13 protein-coding genes and 8 pseudogenes are annotated in these 26428 nt (G+C 64.7%); 11 read left to right on the forward strand and 10 right to left on the reverse strand.

Annotation, left to right across the window (positions count from 1 at the left end):
* The first annotated feature begins 195 nt into the window (after positions 1-195).
* Complete coding sequence (locus ACTGJ9_RS00770) at positions 196-936, forward strand: 3-deoxy-manno-octulosonate cytidylyltransferase (RefSeq protein ID WP_456675521.1); 741 nt, start codon at positions 196-198, stop codon at positions 934-936.
* A gap of 21 nt (positions 937-957) precedes the next feature.
* Positions 958-1818, forward strand: coding sequence for a prephenate dehydratase (locus ACTGJ9_RS00775; protein WP_456675522.1), 861 nt, complete (start codon positions 958-960; stop codon positions 1816-1818).
* Positions 1819-1841: 23 nt separating this feature from the next.
* Here the strand turns inward: ACTGJ9_RS00775 and ACTGJ9_RS00780 are convergent.
* Positions 1842-2857, reverse strand: a pseudogene (locus tag ACTGJ9_RS00780) (LLM class flavin-dependent oxidoreductase).
* A 397-nt stretch (positions 2858-3254) separates the two neighbouring features.
* Between ACTGJ9_RS00780 and metF the strand changes: the two are divergent.
* The 3 genes and pseudogenes from metF (at position 3255) to ACTGJ9_RS00795 (ending at position 9430) form a co-directional block, all read left to right on the forward strand.
* The gene (gene metF / locus ACTGJ9_RS00785; RefSeq protein ID WP_456675523.1) at positions 3255-4172 is read left to right on the forward strand and encodes a methylenetetrahydrofolate reductase [NAD(P)H]; all 918 of its coding nucleotides are present in this window, start codon (positions 3255-3257) and stop codon (positions 4170-4172) included.
* A 6-nt stretch (positions 4173-4178) separates the two neighbouring features.
* Positions 4179-8027 (forward strand): annotated as a pseudogene (gene metH / locus ACTGJ9_RS00790) (methionine synthase).
* Positions 8028-8443: 416 nt separating this feature from the next.
* Positions 8444-9430: a DUF3592 domain-containing protein gene (locus tag ACTGJ9_RS00795; RefSeq protein WP_456675524.1), complete on the forward strand. Its 987-nt coding sequence runs from the start codon at positions 8444-8446 to the stop codon at positions 9428-9430.
* 67 nt (positions 9431-9497) lie between these two features.
* Here ACTGJ9_RS00795 and ACTGJ9_RS00800 read toward each other — a convergent pair.
* Positions 9498-10126 (reverse strand): annotated as a pseudogene (locus ACTGJ9_RS00800) (glutathione S-transferase family protein).
* A gap of 150 nt (positions 10127-10276) precedes the next feature.
* Here ACTGJ9_RS00800 and ACTGJ9_RS00805 point away from each other — a divergent pair.
* Positions 10277-10432 (forward strand): annotated as a pseudogene (locus ACTGJ9_RS00805) (threonine/serine dehydratase); the annotation flags it as partial.
* A gap of 203 nt (positions 10433-10635) precedes the next feature.
* Here the strand turns inward: ACTGJ9_RS00805 and ACTGJ9_RS00810 are convergent.
* A pseudogene (locus ACTGJ9_RS00810) lies at positions 10636-10722 on the reverse strand (GNAT family N-acetyltransferase); the annotation flags it as partial.
* Between the two features lie 254 nt (positions 10723-10976).
* Positions 10977-12481 (reverse strand): annotated as a pseudogene (glpK, locus tag ACTGJ9_RS00815) (glycerol kinase GlpK).
* A gap of 354 nt (positions 12482-12835) precedes the next feature.
* Between glpK and ACTGJ9_RS00820 the strand changes: the two are divergent.
* Both ACTGJ9_RS00820 and ACTGJ9_RS00825 read left to right on the forward strand, forming a co-directional pair.
* Positions 12836-14767 carry an MBOAT family O-acyltransferase gene (locus ACTGJ9_RS00820; RefSeq protein WP_456675525.1) on the forward strand — a complete coding sequence of 644 codons (1932 nt, stop codon included), beginning with the start codon at positions 12836-12838 and terminating at the stop codon, positions 14765-14767.
* Entirely contained in the window at positions 14751-15074 is a 324-nt protein-coding gene (locus ACTGJ9_RS00825) for a hypothetical protein (protein ID WP_456675526.1), read from the forward strand. Before ACTGJ9_RS00820 ends, ACTGJ9_RS00825 begins: the two co-directional genes overlap by 17 nt.
* Positions 15075-15088: 14 nt before the next feature.
* Here the strand turns inward: ACTGJ9_RS00825 and ACTGJ9_RS00830 are convergent, their stop codons facing one another.
* The 6 genes and pseudogenes from ACTGJ9_RS00830 to ACTGJ9_RS00855 all read right to left on the reverse strand — a co-directional run bounded on the left by ACTGJ9_RS00830 (position 15089) and on the right by ACTGJ9_RS00855 (position 23664).
* The gene (locus ACTGJ9_RS00830; protein ID WP_456675527.1) at positions 15089-15862 is read right to left on the reverse strand and encodes an SDR family NAD(P)-dependent oxidoreductase; all 774 of its coding nucleotides are present in this window, start codon (positions 15860-15862) and stop codon (positions 15089-15091) included.
* A gap of 133 nt (positions 15863-15995) precedes the next feature.
* Positions 15996-17138: a pimeloyl-CoA dehydrogenase small subunit gene (gene pimD / locus ACTGJ9_RS00835; RefSeq protein WP_456675528.1), complete on the reverse strand. Its 1143-nt coding sequence runs from the start codon at positions 17136-17138 to the stop codon at positions 15996-15998.
* A gap of 213 nt (positions 17139-17351) precedes the next feature.
* Positions 17352-18542: a pimeloyl-CoA dehydrogenase large subunit gene (pimC, locus tag ACTGJ9_RS00840; protein ID WP_456675529.1), complete on the reverse strand. Its 1191-nt coding sequence runs from the start codon at positions 18540-18542 to the stop codon at positions 17352-17354.
* Between the two features lie 16 nt (positions 18543-18558).
* Positions 18559-19746, reverse strand: coding sequence for an acetyl-CoA C-acyltransferase (locus ACTGJ9_RS00845; RefSeq protein WP_456675530.1), 1188 nt, complete (start codon positions 19744-19746; stop codon positions 18559-18561).
* Positions 19743-21423, reverse strand: a pseudogene (pimA, locus tag ACTGJ9_RS00850) (dicarboxylate--CoA ligase PimA). Before pimA ends, ACTGJ9_RS00845 begins: the two are co-directional and overlap by 4 nt.
* Before the next feature lie 145 nt (positions 21424-21568).
* Positions 21569-23664, reverse strand: a pseudogene (locus tag ACTGJ9_RS00855) (3-hydroxyacyl-CoA dehydrogenase NAD-binding domain-containing protein).
* 128 nt (positions 23665-23792) lie between these two features.
* Here ACTGJ9_RS00855 and ACTGJ9_RS00860 point away from each other — a divergent pair.
* The 3 genes from ACTGJ9_RS00860 (at position 23793) to ACTGJ9_RS00870 (ending at position 26233) form a co-directional block, all read left to right on the forward strand.
* Entirely contained in the window at positions 23793-24659 is an 867-nt protein-coding gene (locus tag ACTGJ9_RS00860; protein WP_456675531.1) for an IclR family transcriptional regulator, read from the forward strand.
* A gap of 66 nt (positions 24660-24725) precedes the next feature.
* Positions 24726-25523, forward strand: a complete 798-nt coding sequence (locus tag ACTGJ9_RS00865) for an ABC transporter ATP-binding protein (protein ID WP_456675532.1) — start codon at positions 24726-24728, stop codon at positions 25521-25523.
* Positions 25520-26233, forward strand: coding sequence for an ABC transporter ATP-binding protein (locus ACTGJ9_RS00870; protein WP_456675533.1), 714 nt, complete (start codon positions 25520-25522; stop codon positions 26231-26233). The genes ACTGJ9_RS00865 and ACTGJ9_RS00870 overlap by 4 nt, the downstream gene beginning before the upstream one ends.
* Positions 26234-26428: the final 195 nt, after the last annotated feature.

Genomic DNA, 26428 nt, shown 5'->3' on the forward strand with positions numbered 1-26428 from the left:
GGGACGAGCCTCGGGAGAATCAAACGTTCCTTATTGTTTCCCCGAGTTTTGCCATTCAGATATCGGTTTGCCCGGGGTCTGGCAACCCGTATAAGCGACCCGGCTTTCGGCCCATCCCCACCCCATTTCTCGGTGCGGAAAACGCCCCGCTTCAGGCCCTTGAACTCAAGCCCTTGAACCCAAGCCCTTGAACCAATGACCGATCCCCGCATCCTGGTGCTGATCCCGGCCCGCATGGCCGCAACCCGCCTGCCCGGCAAGCCGCTCGCCGATATCGCGGGCCTGCCGATGATCGTGCACGTGATGCGGCGCGCCCAGGCCGCCGGCATCGGCCGGGTCGCGGTGGCAACCGACACGGCAGAAATCGCCGCGGTCGTGACCGCCCATGGCGGCGAAGCGGTGATGACCCGAGCGGAGCATCCGTCCGGCTCCGACCGCATCCATGAGGCGATGCAGAAGCTCGATCCGGACGCCAAGGCCGAGCTCGTGGTCAATCTCCAGGGCGACTTCCCGACGATCACGATCGACAACATTCGCGAGGTGCTGCCGCCGCTGCAAGACCCGGCCGTGGACATCGCCACGCTGGCCTCGCAGATCCACACCGAGGAGGAGGACCTCGCGCCCAGCGTCGTGAAGGCGATCGGAACCTCGCTCGGGGGCAAGCGGATGCGCGCCCTTTATTTCACCCGCGCCACCGCCCCGACCGGCGACGGACCGCGCTACCACCATATCGGCCTCTATGCCTATCGCCGCGCCGCGCTGGAGCGGTACGTTTCGCTGCCGCCCTCGCCGCTCGAGTTGCAGGAGAGGCTCGAGCAGCTGCGGGCGCTGGAGGCCGGGATGCGGATCGACTTCACCATCGTCGACACCGTGCCCCGAGGCGTCGACACGCCGGCGGATCTCGAGACCGCCCGCGGCATCCTTTCCAAATCCTGAGCCGCTGCTACAAGGCCCGTCATGAGCAAGCTGAAAATCGCATTCCAGGGCGAACCTGGCGCCAATTCCCATATCGCCATTGTCGAGGCCTATCCCGACGCCGAGCCGATGCCCTGCGCCACCTTCGAGGATGCGCTGTCGGCGATCTCCTCGGGGGAAGCCGATCTCGGCATGATCCCGATCGAGAATTCGGTCGCAGGCCGCGTCGCCGACATCCATCATCTGCTTCCGGCCTCGGGCCTCTTCATCATCGGCGAATGGTTCCTGCCGGTCCGCCATCAATTGATGGCGGTGAAAGGCGCGAAGCTATCCGACATCAAGTCTGTCGAGAGCCATGTGCATGCGCTCGGCCAGTGCCGTCGCATCATCCGCAAGCTCGGCATCAAGGGCATCGTTCACGCCGACACTGCCGGCAGCGCCCGCGACATTTCCGAGCGCAAGGACAAGACCGTCGCCGCGATCGCTTCGCGGCTGGCCGCGCAGATCTACGGCCTCGACATTCTTGCCGAGGATATCGAGGACGAGGCCCACAACACCACGCGCTTCGTGGTGCTGGCGCGCGAGCCGAAATGGGCGGCACAAGGGTCGGGCCCGCTGGTCACCACTTTTGTATTTCGCGTGCGCAACCTCCCCGCCGCGCTCTACAAGGCGCTCGGCGGCTTTGCCACCAACGGCGTCAACATGACCAAGCTCGAGAGCTATATGGTCGACGGCAATTTCTTCGCCACGCAGTTTTATGCTGACGTCGACGGCCACCCTGATGACAAGGGCCTTGCGTTTGCGATCGAGGAGCTCAAATTCTTCTCGCGCGAATTCCGCATCGTCGGCGTGTATCCCGGCCACCCGTTCCGCGCGACGTTCAGCGAGACGCAACAGGACTAGTCCCGCGAACCGCGCGTCGGGACTTAAGTAGGCTGCTTCGCCGACCCGAACGCCTCCGCGAGCAGCGAATACGACCTCTTGCGCGCCTCGTGATCGTACACGGCCGTGATCACCATCAACTCGTCCGGCTTGCTCGCCTCCATCAGCAGCCGAAGCTTCTTCTGCACCGTCGCCGGATTGCCGACGAACAGGCGCGAGCGGTTGCGCGCGATCGAGACACGCTCGGAATCCGTATAGGGGTAGGCCAGCGCTTCCTCGACGCTCGGCAGCGGCAGATATTGACCGCGGTCGCGGCGCAGGCGGTTGAGGTCAAAGACGAGGCGAGCTTTTCGGCCTCTTCGTCGGTATCCGCCGTGATGACGGCGACCGCGAGGATCGCATGCGGGGTCGCGCGCCAGGCCGAGGGCTGGAAGCGGTTGCGGTAGTGCACGATCGCGTCGATCGCGTCGTGAGACGCGAAATGATGCGCGAACGCGAATCCCATGCCGACTTGCGCGGCAAGCTCCGAGGAATAATCGCTGGAGCCGAGCAGCCAGATCGGCGGCAGCGGACTGTCGTCAGGCATCGCGACGACGTTGTGGTAGGGATGGCCCGAGGGGAATTCGCGGGTCTCCCACAGGATCAATTCGTGCAGCCGCTCCAGGAAATCGTCGCCCTCGCGGCGGTCGAGCCGGCTTCTGAGGGCAAAGGCCGTAGCGCCATCAGTACCGGGGGCGCGGCCGAGGCCGAGGTCGATGCGGCCGGGAAACAATGCCTCCAGCATCTTGAAGCGCTCGGCCACCACCAGCGGTGCGTGGTTCGGCAGCATCACGCCGCCGGAGCCGACCCGGATGTGTTTCGTCACCGCAGCGATCTGTCCGATCATCACGTCGGGCGCCGGGCTCGCGACCGAGGCAAGGTTGTGATGCTCGGCCAGCCAGTAGCGGACATAGCCCAGTCCGTCGACATGGCGCGCCAGGTCGATGCTGTTGCGCAGCGCCGCGGCGGGCTTTGTGCCTGTCGTGACGACAGAGAGGTCGAGGACTGAAAGCGGGATCATGGCGCGTTAACGTAGTGGAGGACCGCGCGGCGGCAATGGGCCAGCAGCGCAGGTCTGGCGTGTGCGGGCGGAGAGGCCGCGCCGGGTCGCAGAGCGAATGTTGGGATGCATACGGGCCATGTAACGCCAGATGCATCCTGCCCACCTCCGCAGGTCGACCTGATCCGTGACCAGAATAGAGCTATAATGCTGATATTATTTCACAATATGCGCCATCGGGTATTTCCCACCCTTATCCTCTGCATCGCATCATTCGACATTGTTCTGCCAAAAGTGGGCTACTTCCCATCCTCGATGGGCTGTCGAGAAACCTGGCTTTGCCCTATCTTACCCTTTCCGAGTGAGACCCGATAGCCGCCGCCAGTTCGTTGGCGAGTGGCTTGGAGTGAGTGGTGCGATGACTGATTTGACAACGCCTGCCGGGCAAGACCGGCACCTCGCCACCAAGCGGCCTGCGATCTCCTTCGAGTTCTTTCCGCCCAAGACCGAAGATATGGAGCGGAATCTCTGGGACACCATCAACCGGCTGGCCCCGCTCGACCCGAACTTCGTGTCGGTGACCTATGGCGCCGGCGGCTCGACGCGCGAACGCACCCACGCGACCATCTCCCGCATCCTGAAAGAGACTGCGCTGCTGCCGGCTGCGCACCTGACCTGCGTCGGTGCCTCGCGCGGCGAGATCGACGAGATCGTCGACCGCTATCACGAGGTCGGCGTCCGCCACATCGTCGGCCTGCGTGGCGACCCCGCCGGCGGCATCGGCACGCCCTACTCCGCCCATCCCGACGGCTATCAGAGTTCGGACGCGCTCGTTGCCGGGATCAAGAAGCGGCACGCCGACATCGAGGTGTCAGTCTCGGCCTACCCCGAGAAGCATCCCGAGGCGCGCGACTTCGATGCCGATATCGATACACTGAAGGCCAAGGTCGACGCCGGTGCGACGCGTGCTATCACGCAGGTGTTCTTCGATAACGACCTCTACTTCCGCTATCTCGACCGCGTGCGTGCGCGCGGCATCAACATCCCGATCGTGCCGGGCATCATGCCCATGCACAATTTCAAGCAGGCCCGCAATTTCGTTACCCGCGCCGGCACCACCGTGCCGGACTGGTTCGCCGCGAAATTCGAGGGTCTCGACGACGACGCCGAGACCCGCAAGCTGGTGGCCGCAACCGTCGCGGCCGGCCAGGTCCAGAAGCTCGCCAAGCACGGCGTCGACACCTTCCATTTCTACACCATGAACCGCGCCGATCTCGTGTTCGCGATCAGCCATTTGCTCGGCATTCGCGCCAAGAGCGCGCAGAAGGCGGCTTAAGACACCATGACCGTACCCACCTCGCCCAAGCGAACCGCCCTCATCGACGCCGCGCGCGAGCGCATCCTGGTGCTCGACGGCGCCATGGGCACGATGATCCAGAACCTGCAGTTCGACGAGGCCGCGTTTCGCGGCGAGCGTTTCAAGAATTTCCATCGCGACCTCCGCGGCAACAACGATCTCTTGATCCTGACCCAGCCGCAGGCGATCGAGGACATCCACGCCGCATACTTACGCGCCGGCGCCGATATCGTCGCGACCAACACCTTCTCGACCACCTCGATCGCGCAGGCCGATTACGACCTCACTGATATCGTCTACGAGATGGCGCGCGAAGGCGCCCGCCTCGCCGGCAACGCCGCGAAGCGTGTCGCCGCCGAAGACGGCAAACCGCGCTTCGTCGCGGGTGCCAGTGGACCGACCAACCGCACCGCCTCGATCTCGCCTGACGTCTCCAACCCCGGCTACCGCGCCGTCACCTTCGATGATCTGCGGAAATCCTATGGCGAGCAGATCCGCGGCCTGATCGACGGCGGCGTCGATCTGCTGCTGGTCGAAACCATTTTCGATACGCTGAACGCCAAGGCGGCTCTCTATGCGATCGCCGAGATCACCGAGGAACTCGGCATCGACATGCCGGTGATGGTGTCGGGTACCATCGCCGACAAGTCCGGCCGCCTGCTCTCGGGCCAGATGCCGGAAGCGTTCTGGAATTCGGTGCGGCACGCCAAGCCCGTCACCATCGGCTTCAACTGCGCGCTCGGCGCGGAAGATCTGCGCGCGCATATCGCCGATATCGGCCGCGTCGCCGACACGCTTGTCTGTGCTTATCCCAACGCTGGCCTGCCGAACGAGTTCGGCCAGTATGACGAGACGCCGGAGTATATGGCGCGCCTGGTCGGCGAGTTCGCTGCGTGGCCTCGTCAACATCGTTGGCGGCTGCTGTGGCACCACGCCGGACCATATCGCGGCGATCGCCGCGGCTGTCGCCCCGCACAAGCCGCGCATCGTGCCGGAGATCGAACCGCGGCTGCGGCTGTCCGGCCTCGAGCCGTTCATTCTGACCGACGCGATTCCCTTCGTGAACATCGGCGAGCGCACCAACGTCACGGGCTCGGCGCGCTTCCGCAAGCTCGTCACCGCCGGCGACTACACCGCCGCGCTGCAGGTCGCGCGCGACCAGGTCGAGAACGGCGCGCAGATCATCGACGTCAACATGGACGAAGGGCTCCTGGATTCGGAAGCCGCGATGGTGACCTTCCTCAACCTCGTCGCCGCCGAGCCCGACATCGCACGCGTCCCCGTGATGGTCGACTCCTCGAAATTCTCGGTGATCGAGGCCGGCCTGAAATGCGTGCAGGGCAAGCCGGTCGTCAATTCGATCTCGATGAAGGAAGGCGAGGACAAGTTCATCCACGAAGCCAGGATCGCCCGCCGTCACGGCGCGGCTGTCGTGGTGATGGCGTTCGACGAAGTCGGCCAGGCCGATACCTTCAAGCGCAAGACCGAGATCTGCAAGCGCGCCTACGATATCCTTGTCGACCGCGTCGGCTTCGCGCCGGAAGACATCATCTTCGATCCGAACATCTTTGCGATCGCGACCGGCATCGAGGAGCACAACAATTACGGCGTCGACTTCATCGAGGCGACGCGCTGGATCCGCAAGAACCTGCCGGGCGCGCACATCTCGGGCGGCGTCTCCAATTTGTCGTTCTCGTTCCGCGGTAACGAGCCGGTGCGCGAGGCGATGCATTCGGTGTTCCTTTATCACGCCATCAAGGCCGGCATGGACATGGGCATCGTCAATGCCGGTCAGATGATCGTCTATGACGACATCGATCCCGAGCTGCGCCAGACCTGCGAAGACGTGATCCTCAATCGCGACCCCGGCGCGTCCGAGCGCCTGCTGGCGCTGGCCGAAAAATTCCGCGGCAAGAAGACGGAGAGCAAGGAAGCCGATCTCGCCTGGCGCGAATGGCCGGTGGAGAAGCGGCTGTCGCATTCGCTGGTGCACGGCATCACCGAGTTCATCGAGCAGGACACCGAGGAAGCCCGCAAGAATTCCTCGCGTCCGCTCGACGTGATCGAGGGCCCGCTGATGGCCGGCATGAACGTGGTCGGCGACCTCTTCGGCGACGGCAAGATGTTCCTGCCGCAAGTGGTGAAGTCGGCGCGCGTGATGAAGCAGGCGGTGGCCTGGCTGATGCCGTTCATGGAAGAGGAGAAGGCGCGCAATCTCGCCAACGGCATCGGCACCGAGGGCTCTTCGTCCGCCGGCAAGATCGTGCTGGCGACCGTGAAGGGCGACGTCCACGACATCGGCAAGAACATCGTCGGCATCGTGCTCCAGTGCAACAATTACGAGGTCATCGATCTCGGCGTGATGGTGCCGGCGGCCAAGATCGTCGAGACCGTGAAAGCGGAGAAGGCCGACATCGTCGGCCTGTCCGGCCTGATCACGCCCTCGCTCGACGAGATGGCGTTCTTCGCCGGCGAATTGCAGCGCGAAGGCTTGAAGCTGCCGCTCTTGATCGGCGGCGCGACGACCAGCCGCGTGCACACGGCCGTGAAGATCGACCCGAGCTACCGCGCCGGTCCCGTCGTCCATGTCAACGACGCCAGCCGCGCGGTCGGCGTCGCCTCCTCGCTGCTGAGCCCTGAGAAGCGCGAGGCCTACGCCGCCGACGTGCGCGCCGAATACGCAAAGATCTCGGAGGCGCATCTGCGCGCGCAGGCCGACAAGAAGCGGCTGAAACTGGCCGACGCCCGCAAGAACCGCGTACCGGTCGACTTCGCCGCGAACAAGTCGGTGAAGCCGACCTTCCTCGGCACCAGGAGCTTTGACGACTACGATCTGGCCGAGCTCGTGCCCTATATCGACTGGACGCCGTTCTTCCAGACCTGGGAGCTCGCCGGCCGCTTCCCCGCGATCCTCGACGACGCCAAGGTCGGCGAAGTCGCCCGCTCGCTCTACGATGACGCGCGAAAAATGCTCGACCTGATCGTCAAGGAAAAATGGTTCCGCGCCCGCGCGACCGTCGGCTTCTGGCCGGCGAACGCGCAAGGCGACGACATCGTGCTCTATGCCGACGACAGCCGTACTACAGCAATCGCGACGCTGCACACGCTGCGCCAGCAGCTCGAGAAGCGCCAGGGCCGCTTCAACGCGGCGCTCGCCGACTTCATCGCGCCCGCAGGCGTGCCCGACTATGTCGGCGGCTTCGTGGTCACCGCCGGTATCGGCGAGGACGTCGTCGCCGATCGATTCAAGATGGCCAACGACGACTACTCCTCGATCCTGTGCAAGGCGCTGGCCGACCGCCTGGCCGAGGCTTTTGCCGAGCGCATGCATGCCCGCGTGCGCCGCGAATTCTGGGCGTATGCGCCGGACGAGACGCTGTCGACCGACGATCTGATCCTGGAGAAGTACCAGGGCATCCGCCCCGCGCCCGGCTATCCCGCGCAGCCCGATCCACCGAGAAGGCAACGCTGTTCGAGCTGCTCGACGCGGAAGCCACCGCCGGCGTGAAGCTGACCGAGAGCTTTGCGATGTGGCCGGGCTCGTCGGTGTCCGGGCTCTATTTCGCGAACCCCGAGAGCTACTATTTCGGCGTCGGCAAGATCGAGCGCGATCAGGTCGAGGACTACGCCGCGCGCAAGGGCATGACGGTCACTGAGATCGAGCGCTGGCTTGCGCCGGTGCTGAACTACATCCCCTCGCGCGAGGCGCCCGAGAAGGCCTTCGCGGCGACGCCGGCGAACGACGAGACGTCAAAAGACATCGCCTCGCATCCGCCCGGCTGCACCTGCGCGGTGCATCTGGTCTGGCAGAAGAAGCGCGCTGGCGCTGTGTAGGCCTCCCCGCGCTCAAAAACGAAAAACAACCCCATGCACAGTAGGGATGGGGTTGAAAGGCTTCGTCCTTTTCGGTCTTGCCGAAAATGGCTTGCTCCGTCGGGCAAAACAGCTGTATCAAGGCAGGATCGGGCACCGCGCCTAACGAGCACAACTGCTTCAGCACCGTCATTGCGAGCGCAGCGAAGCAATCCAGAATCCTGCCGCGCGGACAGACTGGATTGCTTTCGCTGCGCTCGCAATGACGGAGTGCGGGCAAGAGCGTCGCCCTTCCCACTCACATTTCAGGCAGCTTCGCATTTTCACGGCGCGATGCGCCCCCTCAGTGCCGTGAACGCAACGCGCGCTCGCCGCGACCAAGGGCGGTCGCCGTCGAAAACAGCAGGGGAAATCGGATGCTGGATGCTCATCAACTCATGTGGACGCAGATTGCCGCCGGAATCTCGGTGCTGCTGTCTGGACTGATGCTGTTCAACCTGGTCCGCACGTGGCGCCTGATGCAGGCCGCGCGAAGCTGGAACAAGGTCGAGGGCATCATCACGGTCTCCAGGGTCGATCGGCCGGCGACGCACGCCTCGGACGATCAGAACGATGCCAAGCCCATCATCCGCTATCGCTATCAGGTCGGTGGCCAGGAGCTGGAAGGCGACAAGGTTTTTGTCGGCGGCATTAGCGTGACGACAGGTGTGCTCGCCGAAAAACTGGCCGGACGATATCCGGTCGGCGCTCATGTCGACGTCCACGTGGATCCGAAGCATCCGACCGAGGCGCTGCTGGAGCCGGCCGCGGCGCAGAACGTCGCGGCACTCGTGGCCTTCACCATAGTGTTCGGCTTGATTGCCGCGACTCTGACCGCGCATTCGCTCGCGGGTCACGTGCTCTATGCCGATCATGGCGTTCCGCTGTTCGTGTTCGCGCTGCCGATCATCGTGCTCGTGGTCGGCGTGTTCTGCGTCGCCGAGTATGTCAGGACGCGCCGGCTGGCGAACGCCAGCCTGGGCTGGCCGACCGCGGCGGGCAGGATTACCCGTTGCGATGTGATCGAGGAGATCATCGAGGAGAAGACCGAGCGCGACGACAAGCCGACGACCACCGAGCTCCGACATCGCTATCAGGTCGCCCTGCGCTACGCCTACAGGGTCGGCAAGCGCGACTTCATCGGCACCGAAGTCGATTGGGGCGGCACCATGATCTCCGGGTTTCGCGAGGTCGCGGAGAAGGCCGCGGCGCGATATCATCCCGGGCAGAATGTCAAAGTTTATTACGATCCGAACCAGCCGGGACTTGCCGTGCTGGAGCCTGCGAGCGGGGAAGGCGCGCTGGCTCCGCTGATCGGCGCCGCGGTCTTTGCGATCGTCGGCGGACTTTTTCTGACGATTTTGATCAGGGTGGGATTCGCGTAGCGCCCACCGGTGCAACACCTCTCCCGGAGGGAGAAGTGAGGACCGAGCGCGGCGCCGCCTTCGTCCCTCACCCCTTCGGCGGCGCCAGTGGCTGCACGATCTCCTTGAACGGCGCCAACGCCTCGCAGCGAGCGGCATGTACGCTCAACGCGGGATAGCGCGCGGCATCGAACAGCTGCGGATGCGCCTCGCGGGTGAAGCGGGTGACGCAAGCGACCGCCACGTCGGCATGGCCGATGCGATCACCGAGCCAGTACGGCGTCGTCACCTTCGTGCGCTCGGCGTCCAGCACGGCGAGCACGTCGCCGATCTGCGCCTGGCAGCGCTCGACCCAAAGCGCGAGCTGCTCCTTCCGCAGCACGCGCTCGTAGAGCAGGCTGACCGCCTTGTCGCCGAGGCCGGTCGCGAGCGCGCAGATGCGCAAGTGCCGGCGACGCTCGACGCCGCTTCGCGGCAGCATCGCCTTCTCGGGTCCGACGAGCTCGTCGAGATAATCGAGAATGATCGTGCTCTCGATCAGCGCCTCGCCGTCGTCGAGCACCAGGGTCGGCACGCGGCGCAAGGGATTATACGGCGCAATCTTGTCGGCATCGCCGAAGGTCGACCACGGCTTGTGCTCGAAAGCGAGCCCGTAAAGTCGCAGCGCAATCGCGACGCGGCGGACGAAGGGGAATCATATTGGCCGATCAGGAACATGGTTCTCGCTCTTCTCTGGCGTTGGACAAGGCAGGGCCGATCAGTTTCCACGATGAGATCGCAGCGACGCAAGAAAAATCCTGGACATGGAGCATTGCGCCGAACGCAACCGCTCCGCGACAACGTCTCCCGGATGCGCTATCAAGGACGGCCGCGCTGTGGTCGCGCCTGCGCCTGGTCGCCGAGCCAGGCGGCGCGGCGGCGTTCGCCACGCTGTTGTCTGGCCGTTATCGTCCCTCGCCGGGCGAGCGCATCGCGGTACTGGTCTGCGGGGCGAATACGACGGCGGTGAGTTTCGCCGGCTAGTCTAGCGGTGGGGCGACGACGCTCACCTCTCGTCATTGCGAGCGGAGCGAAGCAATCCAGAATCGTTCCGCCGGGGCAGCCTGGATTGCTTCGCTGCGCTCGCAATGACGGAAGGAGCCGCGCTCCACACTCGCTATTCGATGATCGACACATGCTTCGCCGCATCGCGCGACAGTGTGCCATCGAGGCGGGGATCATCCGCGATCTCGATCTGGCGGCATCTCCAGATGGGTGACGATTGCGGCGATCTTGCCGGCGGGGATGTCGGAATAGCCGTCGGGGAAGATCATGGGGCTGGCCCGTTCAGTTGAGGTCGGAACGGCGGCCACACAATCGGTGTCATCCCGGCGAAGGCCGGGATCCATAACCACGAATTTGGATTGCTTTGCGGCGCTGGAATTACGGATCCCGTTCGCAACACCCTGCTGCGGCGTATGGGTCCCGGCCTTCGCCGGGACGACGGTGGTGTTTGCAGCTGCGTCCTTGCTTAGCAATGCTCATCATGGCGTCGGCGTGATGGCCTCGTCGGGGTGACGAAATCCGCCTATCCTTCCCCCTCGTCGCTCGTCAGCACGCCCTCCACCGCGCGCGCCCAGCCCGCGAGCTTCCTCTCCGCGTGGCCTGGCTCATGTTCGGCTTGAAGCGGTGCTCGAGCCGCCAGTTGTCGGCGAATTTCGTCGGCTCGGGATAGACGCCCGCATTGAGGCCGGCGAGATAGGCGGCACCCAGCGCGGTGGTTTCCTGGATCACGGGACGGTCGACCGGCGCGTCGAGCAGGTCCGCGAGGCGCTGCATGGTCCAGTCCGACGCGGTCATGCCGCCGTCGACGCGAAGCACGACGCTTGCGATTTCCGAGCTCGGCCAGTCCGCGCGCATCGCGGCCCAGAGATCAAACGTCTGGTAGCAGACGCTTTCGAGTGCGGCATGGGCGAGCTCGGCCGGGCCGGTATTGCGGGTGAGGCCGAACAAGGCGCCGCGGACGCGCGGATTCCAGTAGGGCGCGCCCATGCCGACGAAGGCCGGGACGAGATAGACGCTCTGCATGGAGTCGGATTGATCGGCAAGAGGTCCGGTTTCGGCGGCGTGCTTGATGATGCCGAGGCCGTCGCGCAGCCATTGCACCGCCGAGCCCGCAACGAAGATCGAGCCTTCGAGCGCGTAGGTGCGCTTGCCGTTGAGCTGGTAGGCAATGGTGGTGAGCAGCTTGTTTTTGGACACGACCGGCGTGGTGCCGGTGTTGAGCAGGGCGAAGCAGCCGGTGCCGTAGGTCGATTTCATCATGCCCGGGCGGAAGCAGGCCTGGCCGATGGTCGCGGCCTGCTGGTCGCCGGCGATGCCGGAGATCGCAATCGCGCCGCCAAACAAATCAGGCGTGCTCTCGCCGAAATGCGCCGAGGAATCCTTCACTTCGGGCAGCATCGAGCGCGGCACGCCGATGATCTCGAGGAGCTCGTCGTCCCATTGTCCGGTGTGGATGTTGAACAGCAGCGTGCGCGAGGCGTTGGTGGCATCGGTGGCGTGCACCTTGCCGCCGGTGAGGCGCCAGAGCAGGTAGCAGTCGACCGTGCCGAACATCAGCTCGCCACGGGCGGCGCGCGCCCGTGCGCCGGGGACATGGTCGAGGATCCAGGCGACCTTGGTGCCGGAGAAATAGGGGTCGATGATCAGGCCGGTCTTCTGCGAGATGGTGGGCTCGCGCCCCTCGTGCTTGAGCTTCGCGCAGATGTCGGCGGTGCGGCGGTCCTGCCAGACGATGGCGCGGTGCACGGCCTGGCCGGTGGCACGGTCCCACACCACCGTGGTCTCGCGCTGGTTTGTGATGCCGATCGCGGCGACGTCCTTTGCCGTGATGCCCGCCTGCTCGATCGCGTCGCGGCAGACCGTCACGGTCGAGGTCCAGATGTCCTCCGGCTCGTGCTCGACCCAGCCGGAGGCCGGAAAATGCTGCGGAAACTCGGCTTGCGCACGCGCGGCAATCGAGATGTCGCTGCGAAACACGATCGCGCGCGAGGAGGTGGTGCCCTGGTCGATGGCGAGGACGAAAGACATGGAAGCTTACCTTGGGCTTTTCTTGGCGTTTCCCGGTGACGGGCATTGTGTCGCGCCAAAAGGAGCGGATTAGGGCAGGAAGGTCAAGGCCGCCGCATGTGGCGTCTGAGGACTGTGGACGTGCTCGGCCTCGTGGTTCGAGACGCGCCGCAAAACGGCGCTCCTCACCATGAGGGTCTTAGAGCGCAGGGTTTGGACCCCAGGATTTCGAGCCTCGCCGCAAAACGAGACCTCATCTTGAGGAGCCCGCCAAAGCGGGCGTCTCGAAGGATGGGCCTCGAGCACGCCGCCGGCCACAGACTAGGACGGCGGGTGCGAAGATGCTACACGCCGGATCGGGTAATCCGGGGCGGCATGACTTTCACTTCGTTTCAGTTCGGCATCTTCGTTGCGGTCGTGTTCGGCGCCTATTATCTGCCGCCGTTGCGCCCCTTCCAAGTGCAGCTGCTGGTGCTCGCGAGCCTGGTGTTCTATGGCTCCGGCCAGCCGGAACTGCTGCCGCTGCTGCTTGTCGCCGTGCTCGGGACCTATCTCTGCCTAGTGCTGGCGTTCGACAATCGCGCACTCTGGATGCCGGCCGGCATCGTCTTCAATCTCGCGCTGCTGGCGTTCTTCAAATACAAGCTGCTGTTCATCGACCCAGCCGCGCTTCACCCGACCGGCGTCGTACCGCTGGATGTGCTGCTGCGGCTGCCACTGCCGATCGGCATCTCGTTCTTCGTGTTCCACAATATCAGCCTGCTGGTTGACCTGACGCGGGAGAAACAGCCGCCACGCTTGCGCGATGTCTTCCTCTACATCATCTTCTTCCCGCAGCTCGTGTCCGGACCGATCACCCGCGCGGGCCAGTTCATGCCGCAGATCGTGCCCAAGCAACTCGGCGACGTCGACTTGGTAGCGGCGGCCAAATGGATCCTGACCGGCTTCTTCTTCAAGCTCTACGTCGCGAACAATCTCAACGAGATGACGTCCTATATGGACTATCCGCTCTACGAGACGGTGGCGACGCCGGACCGCTGGCTGCTCGTCTTCCTGTACAGTTACCAGATCTATGCCGATTTCTTTGGCTATTCGGCGATCGCACTCGGCCTCGGGCTGCTGTTCGGCTATCGCCTGCCCGTCAACTTTGACCTCCCCTACATCTCGGTCTCGTTCTCCGAGTTCTGGACTCGCTGGCACATCTCGCTGTCCACCTGGCTCAAGACCTATCTTTACATCCCGCTCGGGGAAACCGGAAGGGCCGGTCCGGACCTGCCTCAATCTGATGATCGTGATGACGCTCGGCGGACTCTGGCACGGCGCGAGCCTGAGCTACGCCTTATGGGGCATGCTGCACGGCCTGCTGCTCGTCCTCGAGCGGCCGCTTCTGGGGCTGCTCGGCGAAGCCGGGCCTGTGGTGCGGGTCGTCCGCCTGGGCGTGGTGTTTTTCTGCGTGACGATGCTGTGGATCTTCTTCAAGCTGCCAAACCTCGATCACGCGCTCGGCTATCTCTCAGGCATGTTCGCGCCGACGGACAATCCCAATCCGACAAAACTGTTCCGCAACATGGCGCTGCTCTACGCCCTGCCCGTCCTGATCCAGCACCTCGGCATCGGCGCGCTCCTGGAGGGCAGATTGCGGCGATGGGAGCCGTATCTCTACGGCACGCTGGCGGCGATGGCCTGGCTCGAGGCCGGGCCGGACGCCGCCTTCATCTATTTCCAGTTCTGACCATGCCGCAGTCATCCGGGCTTTCATGGCTGATCAAATGCGCAGGCGTCGCCGCGGTGCTGCTGCTCGCCTGCAGCCTTGTCACCGCGCGCTTCGGCTCCGCGCTGCAGCAGCCGACCGTCACGACCCGCGACGGCACCACCATCACGCTCAACCGCTATATCGGGGAGCCCGTGCCCGATCTCGTGCTGGTCGGCAGCTCGGTCGCCTGGCGGCTCAAGGAGGAATATTTTTCGCGCCCGCGCGCCCGCAATCTGGCGCTGGCCGGCGGATCGCCGGTGACCAGCCTGGACATCGTCGCGAGGCAGAAAAGCCTGCCGAAGATCGTCCTGATCGAGACCAACGTTCTCACGCGCCTGCCCGACCACGCGCTGATCGCCAAATTCCGGCGGCGCGCGCATCGAAGCCTTGTTCCTGCGCCCGGTGCGGACGGCGGTTGCGGCCTACGAGACGTGGAATCACACGCCGCCGAGCGCTGCGGACGCGCGCGCCGAGCGGGCTCGGCTGCTCAGCGAGCCGCCGAGCCCATTCGACAACAAGGTCTATCTCGACCGTGCCGTGCAGCAGATGAATGACGACGACCCCACCGTTCCGGCGCAAGAGAACGTCGCGCGCATCAGACAGCTGATCGACGAGATCGAGCGGCGGGGATCACGCGCGTTCATGCTCGAGATTCCCTTCGCGGCGGAGATCGAGCATTCGCGGATGGTCAGGATGAGCAAGGCGATCGTCCACGCGGCCTTCCCGGATCGCGAACGTTGGCTGCCGATCGATCCGCCGTTGGACGAATTGCGCTGGGCCGACGGCGTGCATCTCGACGAGAGATCGGCCCTGCTCGTCGTGCGTGCGATCGAAAGCGCACTGGCCGAGCGAGGCCGATAACGCAGGAGCGGCGCCTACACCGAAGCCGTGGTCACGCCGCCGTCGATGACGATGGTCTGGCCGGTCATGAAGCTCGAGGCATCCGAGGCGAGATAGGCGACGGCGCCGGCGATCTCGTCGGGCTCGCCGATGCGGCGGAGCGGCGTGGTCGCGGTGCGGCGCTTGAGGTTGGCTTCGTCTTCCCACAGCGCGCGGGCGAAATCGGTCTTGACGAGGCCGGGCGCTATGCAATTGACGCGGACGCCTTTCGGCCCCCATTCGCCGGCGAGAGAGCGGCACAGCGCGAAATCGGCGGCTTTCGAGATGCCGTAGGCGCCGATAACGGTCGATCCGCGCAAACCGCCGATCGAGGAGATGATGACGACGGAGCCGTTGCCGCGCTCCGCCATCTGCGGGATCGCCAGCGCGGAGAGCCAGATGTTGCTCTTGACGTTCGAGCCCATGATCTTGTCGAAGGCCTCGTCGGTGATGTCGAGCAGCGGCCCGTAATACGGGTTCACCGCGGCGTTGCAGACGAGGATGTCGATCTTGCCGTAATGCTTGGTGGCGCCCGAGATCAGCGCCTCGACCTCGGCCTTGCGCGCGATGTTGCAGGGGATGACGATGGCATCGCCGCCGGACGCATTGATGCTGTCGGCGACCTCCTTGCAGGCGTCGGCCTTGCGCGAGGACACCACGACCTTGGCGCCGAGCCTGGCGAGCAATTCCGCGGAGGAGCGGCCGATGCCGCGGCTGGAGCCGGTGACCACGGCGATCTTGCCGGTGAGATCGAACGGAGTGTTTTTCATTGTTGTTGCTCCCTTTATTCCTTGTCATTCCGGGCGCGCCACTTGGCGCGAGCCCGGAATCCATTTCACCGCACGTTATGTTGCACGATGGATCCCGGGCTCATCGCTTCGCGATGCCCCGGGATGACAATCGTTAGATCAACCCGCCCGCATCCGCGACGCGGCGCTGGTGGTAGTCGGTGTCGCCAAAGGTGTTCTCGATCATGGTCAGGCGCTTGAAGTAGTGGCCGATCTTCGCCTCTATGGTCATGCCGATACCGCCGTGGAGCTGGATCGACTGCTGGCCGACGAATTTCAGCGACTTGCCGATCTGCACCTTGGCGGCGGCGATGGCGGTGGAGCGCTCTTTGGCGTCCTCGAAATCAGCCGCCATGGTCGCGAACATCGACATCGAGCGCGCCTGCTCGGCCGCGACGAACATGTCGGAGGCGCGGTGCTGCAGCGACTGGAACGAGCCGATCGCGACGCCGAACTGTTTTCGCGTCTTGATGTACTCGACGGTCGTCTTGAGCGACTCGTCCATTAACCCGACTGCTTCCGCACAGAGCGCGACACGAGCCTCGTCCACCACGCGCTCGATCAGGGCGAGCGAGTCATCGGGATTGCCGAGCGCCGCGTCCGCACCGACTTCAACGCCGGTGAAGGTGATGTCGGCGGCGTGCAGGCCGTCCTGCGTCGGGTACGACTTCTTGGTCACGCCCTTGGCGTTCGCGGGCACCAGGAACACGCCGATCCCGCTCGTATCGCGGCGGTTGCCCTTGGTGCGCGCGGTGACTACAAGCGTGTCGGCGTTCTCGCCATTGAGCACGACGAACTTTTCGCCGTCGATCACCCAGCCGTCGCCCTTCTTCTTCGCCGTCGTGGCAACATCGAACAGATCGTAGCGCGAGTTCTTCTCGAGCTGGGCGAACGCCAGCGTCTTGCTGCCGTCGACGATCCCCGGCACATGCGCGGCCTTCTGGGCGTCGGTGCCGGCATGGCGCAGGAAGCCGCCGCCGATCACGACGGTTGCGAGATACGGCTCGAGCACCAGCGCCTTGCCGAGCGCTTCCATCACGATCATGGTCTCGACGCCGCCGCCGCCGAAGCCGCCATCGGCTTCCGCGAAAGGAAGACCAAGCAGCCCCTGCTCGGCGAGCTTGCCCCAGACGGCTTTGCTCCAGCCGCCCTTCTCCTTCATGTACTTCTTGCGGCTCTCGAAATCGTAGGAATCGGTCAGCAGGCCGTCGATGCTGTCCTTCAGGAGCCGCTGCTCCTCGGTCAAATCAAAATCCATCTCTGTTTCCTCAAGTAAGTGGTGTCTGCATTGCGCGGGGCGCCCTCTTCACCTCTCCCCGCCTGCGGGGGAGGTCGGATCGCTTTGGCGCGCAAGTGCGCGCCTGAGCGATCCGGGTGAGGGGGTACCGCTCCATCGACGGTCCCAGGCTCGGAGAGAGGCCCCTCACCCCAACCCTCTCCCCGTAAGAACGGGGAGAGGGAGAAGAGAGCGTCACAGCCCCAGCACCGCCTTGGCGATGATGTTGCGCTGGATCTCGTTGGAGCCGCCGTAGATCGAGACCTTGCGGTTGTTGAAGTAGCTCGGCGCGATCTGGGCGGTCCAGTCCATGGCCTCGTTGGAGCCGTCGTCGCCGTGCACGTCGTAAGGCGCGGCGAACGGGCCGATCACTTCCATCAGCAACTCGGTGGTGGTCTGCTGGATCTCGGAGCCCTTGATCTTCAGCACCGACGACGCCGGATTGGGCTTGCCCTTGCCGTGCTTGCCTTCGTCGGCGACGACGCGAAGCTGGGTCAGCTCGAGGGCCTTCAGCTCGATCTCGCAGGCCGCCAGCTTCTCGCGGAAGGCTGCGTCCTGGATGATCGGCTTGCCGCCGGATTCGACCTTGCCGGCGAGATCGCGGATGCGGCGCAGCCGCTCCTTGGAGACGCCGACCCGGGCGATGCCGGTGCGCTCGTTGCCGAGCAGGAACTTTGCGTAGTCCCAGCCCTTGTTCTCCTCGCCGATCAGGTTCTCGTAGGGCACCTCGACGTCATCGAAGAACACTTCGTTGACCTCGACGCCGCCGTCGATGGTCTGGATCGGGCGCACGGTGACGCCCTTCGACTTCATCGAGAACACGATGAAAGAAATGCCCATCTGCTTCTTGGCGCTGGCGTCGGTGCGGCAGAGGCAGAAGATCATGTCGGCGTGCTGGGCGAGCGTCGTCCAGGTCTTCTGGCCGTTGATGATCCACTTGTCGCCCTTGCGCTCGGCTTTCGTCTTGAGCGAGGCGAGATCGGAGCCGGAGCCGGGCTCGGAAAAGCCCTGGCACCACCAATCGTCGACATTGGCGATGCGCGGCAGATATTTCTTCTTCTGCTCTTCGTTGCCGAAGGTGTAGATCACGGGACCGACCATGCTGACGCCGAAGGCGAGCGGCTGCGGCGCCGGATAGGACTGCAGCTCCTCGTTGAAGATGTAGTGCTGCACGGAGGTCCAGCCGGTGCCGCCATACTGCGTCGGCCAGTGGCTGGTGCCCCAGCCCTTCTTGTTGAGGATGCGCCACCACGTCACCATCTCGTCCTTGGAGAGGTGACGGCCCTCGACCAGCTTGCGCCGCGTATCCGGCGGCACGTTGTCGCGGAAGAATGAGCGCACTTCCTCGCGAAACGCCTGTTCCTCTTTCGTAAATGCGAGATCCATCGGATCCTCCTGTGAATTACTGCAAAACCTCAAACAGACCGGCGGCGCCCATGCCGCCGCCGACGCACATGGTGACGACCGCATACTTGGCCTTGCGGCGACGGCCTTCGATCAGGGCGTGGCCGGTCAGGCGCGCGCCCGACATGCCGTAGGGATGGCCGACCGCGATCGCGCCGCCGTCGACGTTGATCTTGTCGGGGTCGATGCCGAGCTTGTCGCGGCAATACAGCACCTGCACCGCGAAGGCTTCGTTGAGTTCCCAGAGATCGATGTCGTCGACCTTGAGGCGATGGCGCTTGAGCAGGCGCGGCACGGCGAAGACCGGGCCGATGCCCATCTCGTCCGGCTCGCAGCCGGCGGAGACGAAGCCGCGGAAGATGCCGAGCGGCTTGAGGCCGCGCCTGGACGCTTCCTTGTCGCTCATGATCACCGAGGCGCTGGCGCCGTCCGAGAGCTGGCTGGCGTTGCCGGCGGTGATGGAGAAGCCTTCGCCGCGCACCGGCTTGAGGCCGGCCAGGCCTTCAGCCGTGGTCTCGGGGCGCGGACCTTCGTCCTGCGACAGCGTGACTTCCTTCATCGAGACGGCGCCGGTGGCCTTGTCGGTGACTGCCATCTGCGTGGTGATCGGCGCGAGTTCGTCCCTAAACTTGCCGCCCTGCTGGGCGGCGGCGGTGCGGCGCTGGCTTTCCAGCGAATATTCGTCCTGCTTCTCGCGCGAAATGTTGTAGCGCTTGGCGACGATCTCGGCGGTGTCGATCATGGGCATATAGACCTCGCCTTTGATCTTGAGCAGCGCCGGATCCTGGGCGTGGAAGCCGTTCATCTTGTCGTTCTGGACCAGCGAGATCGACTCGCCGCCGCCGCCGACCGCGACCTCGACGCCGTCGAAGATCACCGAGCGCGCGGCGAGCGCGATCGCCTGCAGGCCCGAGGCGCACTGCCGGTCGATCGTGGTACCGGCGACGGTGACGGGCAAGCCGGCGCGGAGCAGCGCCTTGCGCGCGATGTTGCCGCCGGTCGCGCCCTGCTGCAGCGCCGCGCCCATCACGACGTCCTCGATCTCCTTCGGATCGACTTTTGCGCGCGCGACGGCCTCGCCGATGGCGTGGCCGAGCAGCGTCGCGCCTTCGGTGGCGTTGAGCATGCCGCGATAGGCCTTGCCGATCGGCGTGCGGGCGGTGGAAACGATGACGGCGTCGGTCAAGAGTGACCTCCTGATGGGTTGCGTGGATTGTGACGATTTCTGCTGCTGGCGCAATTCGTGGCGCGACAGCTTTCCAACCGGCGTGCGCGGCAGATCGTCGACGAACTCGACCGCCGCCGGCAGTTCGTGCTTGCCGACCTTGCTGGTGAGCTGGGCCCGGAGCTCGTCGAGCGAGAACGGCTTTGCATCCGGCTTCAGCTTGATGAAGGCTTTTGCGGCTTCGCCCCGATACTGATCGGGAATGCCGAGCACGATCACCTCGTGCACGCCTGATACGGTGTAGATCGCCTGCTCGATCATCTGCGGATAGACGTTGAATCCGCCGGAGATGATCATGTCCTTCTTGCGGTCGACCAGGAAGAAATAGCCGTCGGTGTCGACATAACCGATGTCGCCGGTCAGGAAGCGGCCGTCGGAAAAATACTCCGCGGATTCCTTCTGCTTGTTCCAATATCCCTTGGTGACGTTCGGGCCCTTGATGCGGATCTCGCCGACTTCGCCCGGCGGCAGCACTTTTGCGGGATCGTCCAGCGCGACGACGTCGAGCTCGATGCCGGGCAGCATCAGCCCGATCGAGCCGGGCTTGTCGGGACCGACCGGCGGATGGCCGGTGCCTGGCGAGCAGGTCTCGGTCATGCCCCAGCCGCTCTTGAGCTTCTTGCCGACCTTGCGCTCGAAGAAGCTCGCGACCTCGACCGGCAGCGGCGCACCGCCGGAGCCGATGGCGGCGAGCGAGGAGAAGTCGCGCTTGTCGAGATCGGGGAGCGCTGCGATCGCGATCCACATCGTCGGCACGCCCGGGAAATAAGTCGCCCGCTTGACCTCGATGTCGCGCATCACGGCTTCGACGTCGAAACGCTGGTGTAGCGAGATCAGATTGCCGCGGCTGAGCGAGGACAGCAGCACGACGGTGAGCGCATAGATGTGGAACAGCGGCAGCACGCAGATCACGCGCTCGACGACGTCGCCGCGCGCCGCGCGTGCCGGCTTGCCCCAGACGTCGTAGATCGACACCGCGGAGGTGAGATTGCCGTGCGTCAGCATGGCGCCCTTCGGCAGGCCGGTGGTGCCGCCGGTATATTGCAGCAGCGCAACGTCATCGACCGCCACAGCCGGCCATTGCGTCGGCAGCGGCGCGCCTTCGACGAAGGCCTTGAAGGTGACGATGCGGGGATCACTGGGGATCGCCGCCTGCGGCGTGCCGACCTTGCCCCAATTGTCGTCCTCGCAGACGACGAGGCGGTCGATCAGGCCCTTTTCCAGAAATTTCAGCGCGGTCGGCAACAGCGCCTGAAGGTTCGAGGTGACCAGCAGGCGCGAACCGGAATCGGAAACCTTGTGCGTCAGCGCGATCTCGCCGTCGAGCGGCGACAGATGCGCGATACGGGCGCCGGCCTTCAGCGCGCCGAAGAAATTGACGGGATGATCCGGCGTATTGCCGAGGAACAGCGCGACGGAAGTGTTCTTGCCGCAACCGGCGCGCAGGAACGCAGCCGCCGCGCGCTCGGCCATGGCGGCGAGCTCGGTATAGGTGATCGGACGGTCGCGAAACTCCAGCGCGGTCCGCGGGCCGTAACTTGCCGCGGCCGTCGAGAGCAGGTCAGGCAGCGTGCCCTGGACGATGGTGTCGTCCCAATGCACGCCCTCGGGGTAAAACTGTTCGCCGGGATGGGTCATTTTCTACATCACAATCAGTCGTCATTCCGGGGCGCGACAAAGTCGCGAGCCCGGAATCCATCGGGCCACGAGATCAGAGGTGAAATGGATTCCGGGTCTGGCCCTTTGGGCCATCCCGGAATGACGAGCGGGGAGATAGCCCCCATCACGCCGCCTTCGACCCCGCCGCGAGCGAGGCGAACGTCTTGCCCTCCGCTGCGAGCTTCTTCAGCAAGGGCGCGGGCTCGAGGCTCGGGTCGTTGGTCTCCTTGGCGTAGAAGGCGAGACGGTCGGCGATGTGCTTGAGGCCGACGCTGTCGGCCCAGAACATCGGGCCGCCGCGATAGATCGGCCAGCCATAGCCGTAGAGCCAGACCACGTCGATGTCGGAGGGACGCGCCGCGATGCCCTCTTCGAGGATCTTCGCGCCCTCGTTGATCATCGGATACATCATGCGCTCGAGGATCTCGTCGTCGCTGACGATCGCTTCTTGCGGCCGAGACGCAGCAGCGTCTCGTCGATCAGCTTCTCGACCTCCGGATCGGGCATCGGCGCGCGGGAGCCGGCTTCATACTTGTAGTAGCCCTTGCCGGTCTTCTGGCCGAAGCGGCCGGCTTCGCACAGCGCGTCCGCGATCTCCGACTTGATGCCGCGGTCCTTGCGCGAGCGCCATCCGATATCGAGGCCGGCGAGATCGCCCATCGCGAACGGGCCCATCGGCATGCCGAATTTGGTGACGACCGCGTCGACCTGCTGCGGCAGCGCGCCTTCGAACAACAGCTTCTCGGACTGCTTGCCGCGCTGAGCGAGCATGCGATTGCCGACGAAGCCGTCGCAGACGCCGACCACGGCCGGCACTTTCGCGATCTTGCGGGCGATGCTCACCGCGGTGACCAGCGCGTCCGGCGCGGTCTTGTCGGCGCGCACGATCTCGCACAGCTTCATGACGTTGGCCGGCGAGAAGAAGTGCATGCCGAGCACGTCCTGCGGACGCCTGGTCGCCTTCGCGATCTCGTCGATGTTCAGGTACGAGGTGTTGGAGGCAAGCACGGCGCCTTGCTTGACGTACTGATCGAGCTTGCCGAACACTTCCTTTTTCACCGCCATGGTCTCGAACACGGCTTCGATGACGAGATCGGCGTCGCCGACATTCTCGATCCCGACGACACCGTTGATCAGCGCCATGCGCTTGGCGGGTGCATCCGCCGGGATGCCGCCGCGCGCGGCGGTCGCTTCCCAGTTCTTCTGCATGATGCCCATGCCGCGCTTGAGTTGTTCCTCGCCGGTCTCGATCAGGGTGACGGGAATGCCGGCATTGGCAAAGGACATCGCGATGCCGCCGCCCATGGTGCCGGCGCCGAGAATGGCAACACGGTTAACGGGACGCGGCTTGGTGCCTTCGGGAACGCCGGCGATCTTGGCGGCCTCGCGCTCGGCGAAGAAGGCATAGCGCTGCGCCTTGGACTGTTCGCTGGCGACGAGCTTGAGGAAGCCTTCGCGCTCCTTCTTCAGACCCTCGTCGAACGGCAGGTCGATGGCATAGCCGACGGCGTCGGCGGCCGCGAACGGCGCCTCCAGGCCGCGCGACTTCTTGGTCATCGCGGCAACCGCATTGGTGAAGATCGAGCGGTCGGCCTTGGCCGCCGCAATCTTGGAATCGTCGTCGCGGAGACGACGCAGCGGGCGCTTCTCGGCCAGCAGCTTGCGGACAAAGGCTTCGCCGCCGGACGCCGGGCCTTCGACGATCTCCTCGATCAGGCCGTGCTTGAGCGCTTCGGCCGCGGCAATCGGATCGCCGCCGACGATCATCTTGACCGCGAGTTCGGGGCCGACTGCGCGCGGCAGGCGCTGGGTGCCGCCGGCGCCCGGCAACAGGCCGAGTTTCACCTCGGGCAGACCGAGCTTTGCCTCTTTGACAGCCACGCGGAAATGACAGGCCAACGCGACCTCGAGGCCGCCACCAAGCGCGGTGCCGTGGATCGCGGCCACAATCGGCTTCGGCGAATTCTCCATCTCGGCCAACACTTCGTTGAGCCCGGGCGGCTTCGGCGGCTTGCCGAATTCGGTGATGTCGGCGCCGGCAATGAAGGTGCGTCCGGCGCAAGTCAGCACGATGCCCTTGATCGCGGGATCGGCGATGGCCGCCTTGATGCACTCCAGGATACCACCGCGGACTGCGGCACTCAGCGCATTGACCGGAGGGCTATTGACCGTGACGATTCCGACTTCGTCATGACGCTCAAGCTTGACCACTTCGCTCACGGTTTCCCTCCTTGGTGGGATTTACTTTTGTTCGATTTCGCGGTGCGGAATTTAATTCCGCATCTTGACGGCAGGGTTATTTTGAAGCACGTGGCTTGTCAACGACTCCGCGCAAGAGCAGATCAGGGATGAAGCGTACAGGAAAGAAGACCGCGACCGATCGGAATTTCGTCGTCGCGCTTTCCCGCGGACTCGACGTATTGCGCGCATTCCAGCCCAGCGACGGACTTCTCGGCAATCAGGAGATTGCGTCCCGCACCAGCCTGCCGAAGCCGACGGTTTCGCGGCTGACCTACACGTTGACGAAGCTCGGCTATCTGACACCGGTTCCCCGTTTCGAGAAATATCAGCTGGCGCCTGCCGCGATGGCGCTCGGCTACGCGGCGCTGGCCAATCTCGGCGTTCGGCATTTGTCCGAGCCGTTTCGCGAGGAACTGATGCGTGCCACCGGCGGCGCCGTCGCAATCGGCGGCCGCGACCGCCATAGCATGATCTATTTCGGGCAAAGCCGCGGCAGCGAGACGGTCGGCGTTCAACTCGACGTCGGCTCCCGCGTGCCGATTGCAACCAGCGCGATGGGTCGCGCTTATTTCTGGGCGCTCAATGACGAGGATCGCGCTGAAGTGACGCGCATCCTGCGCGAACATTACGGCAGCCGCTGGCCCAAGATGCGCGACGGACTGGAGCGTTCGGGCGAGACGGTCGCGAAATACGGCTTCGCGATGTCCGTCGGCGATTGGCACGACGACATCGGCGCCGCCGGCGTCGCGCTCAAGCTCAATGACGGAACCGGTCCCTACGCATTCAATTGCGGCGCGCCCGCATTCCGCTTCACGGAAGAACGCTTGATCAACGACATTGGACCGCGACTGCTGGCGATGGTAAGGAACATCGAAGCGGCACTTGGGGGTCTGATGCCGCAATCCAAAAAAGAAGTCAGCAAAAAGCTGAAATCAGGAGGGAAAGTTGCACGTGTGGCCGAGGGGATCAGATAGCCTTAGTCATCATCAGGAGCGGTTCGCATCGCCCCTTCGCCCACTGAACGTTGTGGGCGAGACGAGATGACGCAGGCACAGCTCGCGCAGGGGACATCGCCTCTGCTCGCGGTTCGCGACGTCAGCGTCGTGTTCGGCGGCATCGTCGCGCTCAACGGCGTCTCCTTTGACATGCACAAGGGCCAGATCCTCGGATTGATCGGCCCCAACGGCGCCGGCAAGACCACGCTCTTCAACTGCCTCTCCCGGCTCTACCAGCCGTCGTCCGGCGACATCCTGATGGAAGGCGCGAGCATTTTGATGCGGCCGCCGCACCGGATCGCCGAGATCGGCATCGGCCGCACCTTCCAGAACGTGGCGCTGTTTCCGAACCTCTCGGTGATGGACAATGTCCGCGTCGGCACCCATGCCCGCACCTCCAGCGACATCATCAGCGACTCGCTGCGGCTGGCGTGGATTCGCCGCAGCGAGAGCAGCGTGAACAAGAAGGTGCACGAAATCCTCGCCTATCTCGACCTCGAGGACGTCGCCCACACCACCGTCTCCGGCCTGCCCTTCGGCACCCAGAAGCGCGTCGAGTTGGCGCGGGCGCTGGCGGCCGACCCGAAAATCCTGCTGCTCGACGAACCCGCCGGCGGCCTCAACCACGAAGAGGTCCACGTTCTCGGCGACCTCATCCGCCGCATCCGTGACGAACGCGGCATGACGGTGCTGCTGGTCGAGCATCACATGGGCCTCGTGATGTCGATCGCCGACCACGTCGTCGCGCTGAATTTCGGCAAGAAGCTTGCGGAAGGCACCCCCGCCCAGGTGCAGGTGAACCCCGACGTCATCACGGCCTATCTCGGGAGCAAGGACCAATGACGACGCTGCTCAACGTCAAGGACCTGCGCGCCTATTACGGCCAGGTCCAGGCGCTCCACGGACTGTCCTTCTCGCTGAACGAGGGTTCGCTGACGACGCTGCTTGGGGCCAACGGCGCCGGCAAGACCACGACCTTGCGCGCGATCTGCAATATGGTGCGCTCCACCGGCGGCATCGAGTTCGACGGCAAGCCGCTGAACAACCGCTCCACCGAGAGCATCGTGCGATTCGGCATTGCCCATGTGCCGCAGGGCCGCGGCACCTTCACCACCATGACGGTGGAGGAGAATCTCCAGCTCGGTGCCATCACCCGCAAGGACAATGCCGGCATCGTCTCCGACATCGAGCGCATGTATGGGCATTTCCCCGTGCTGAAGCAGCGGCATACCCAGCAGGCCGGCACGCTCTCCGGCGGCGAGCAGCAGATGCTCGCGGTCGCCCGCGCGCTGATGCTGCGGCCACGGCTGATGCTGCTCGACGAGCCGTCCTTTGGCCTCGCGCCGCTGGTGGTGCGCGACCTGTTCGGCATCCTCGGCAAGATCAACCGCGAGGACAAGGTGTCGATCCTGGTGGTCGAGCAGAACGCCCAGCTCGCGCTCGAGCTCGCCGACCAGGCCTACGTGATCGAGACCGGCCGTATCGTGATGTCCGGCAACGCCAAGGACATCGCGAACAACGAAGAAATCCGCAAATCCTATCTGGGTTACTGAGGTGGGATGATGGCAACGATCTATCCGCGCGCTCGTTACACCTCTCCCCAGCGGGGTGTCGATTTGCGCAGCAAATCGGGTGAGGGGGCGCAGCTCCGACGAGAGACCATAGCCCTCACCCGGCGCTTCGCGCCGACCTCTCCCGATGGGAGACGTGGACCGTCGATGCCGTCCCAGTTCAACCCGAATTCGGCA

The sequence above is a fragment of the Bradyrhizobium sp. RDM12 genome (assembly GCF_051917485.1).
GTDB lineage: Bacteria > Pseudomonadota > Alphaproteobacteria > Rhizobiales > Xanthobacteraceae > Bradyrhizobium.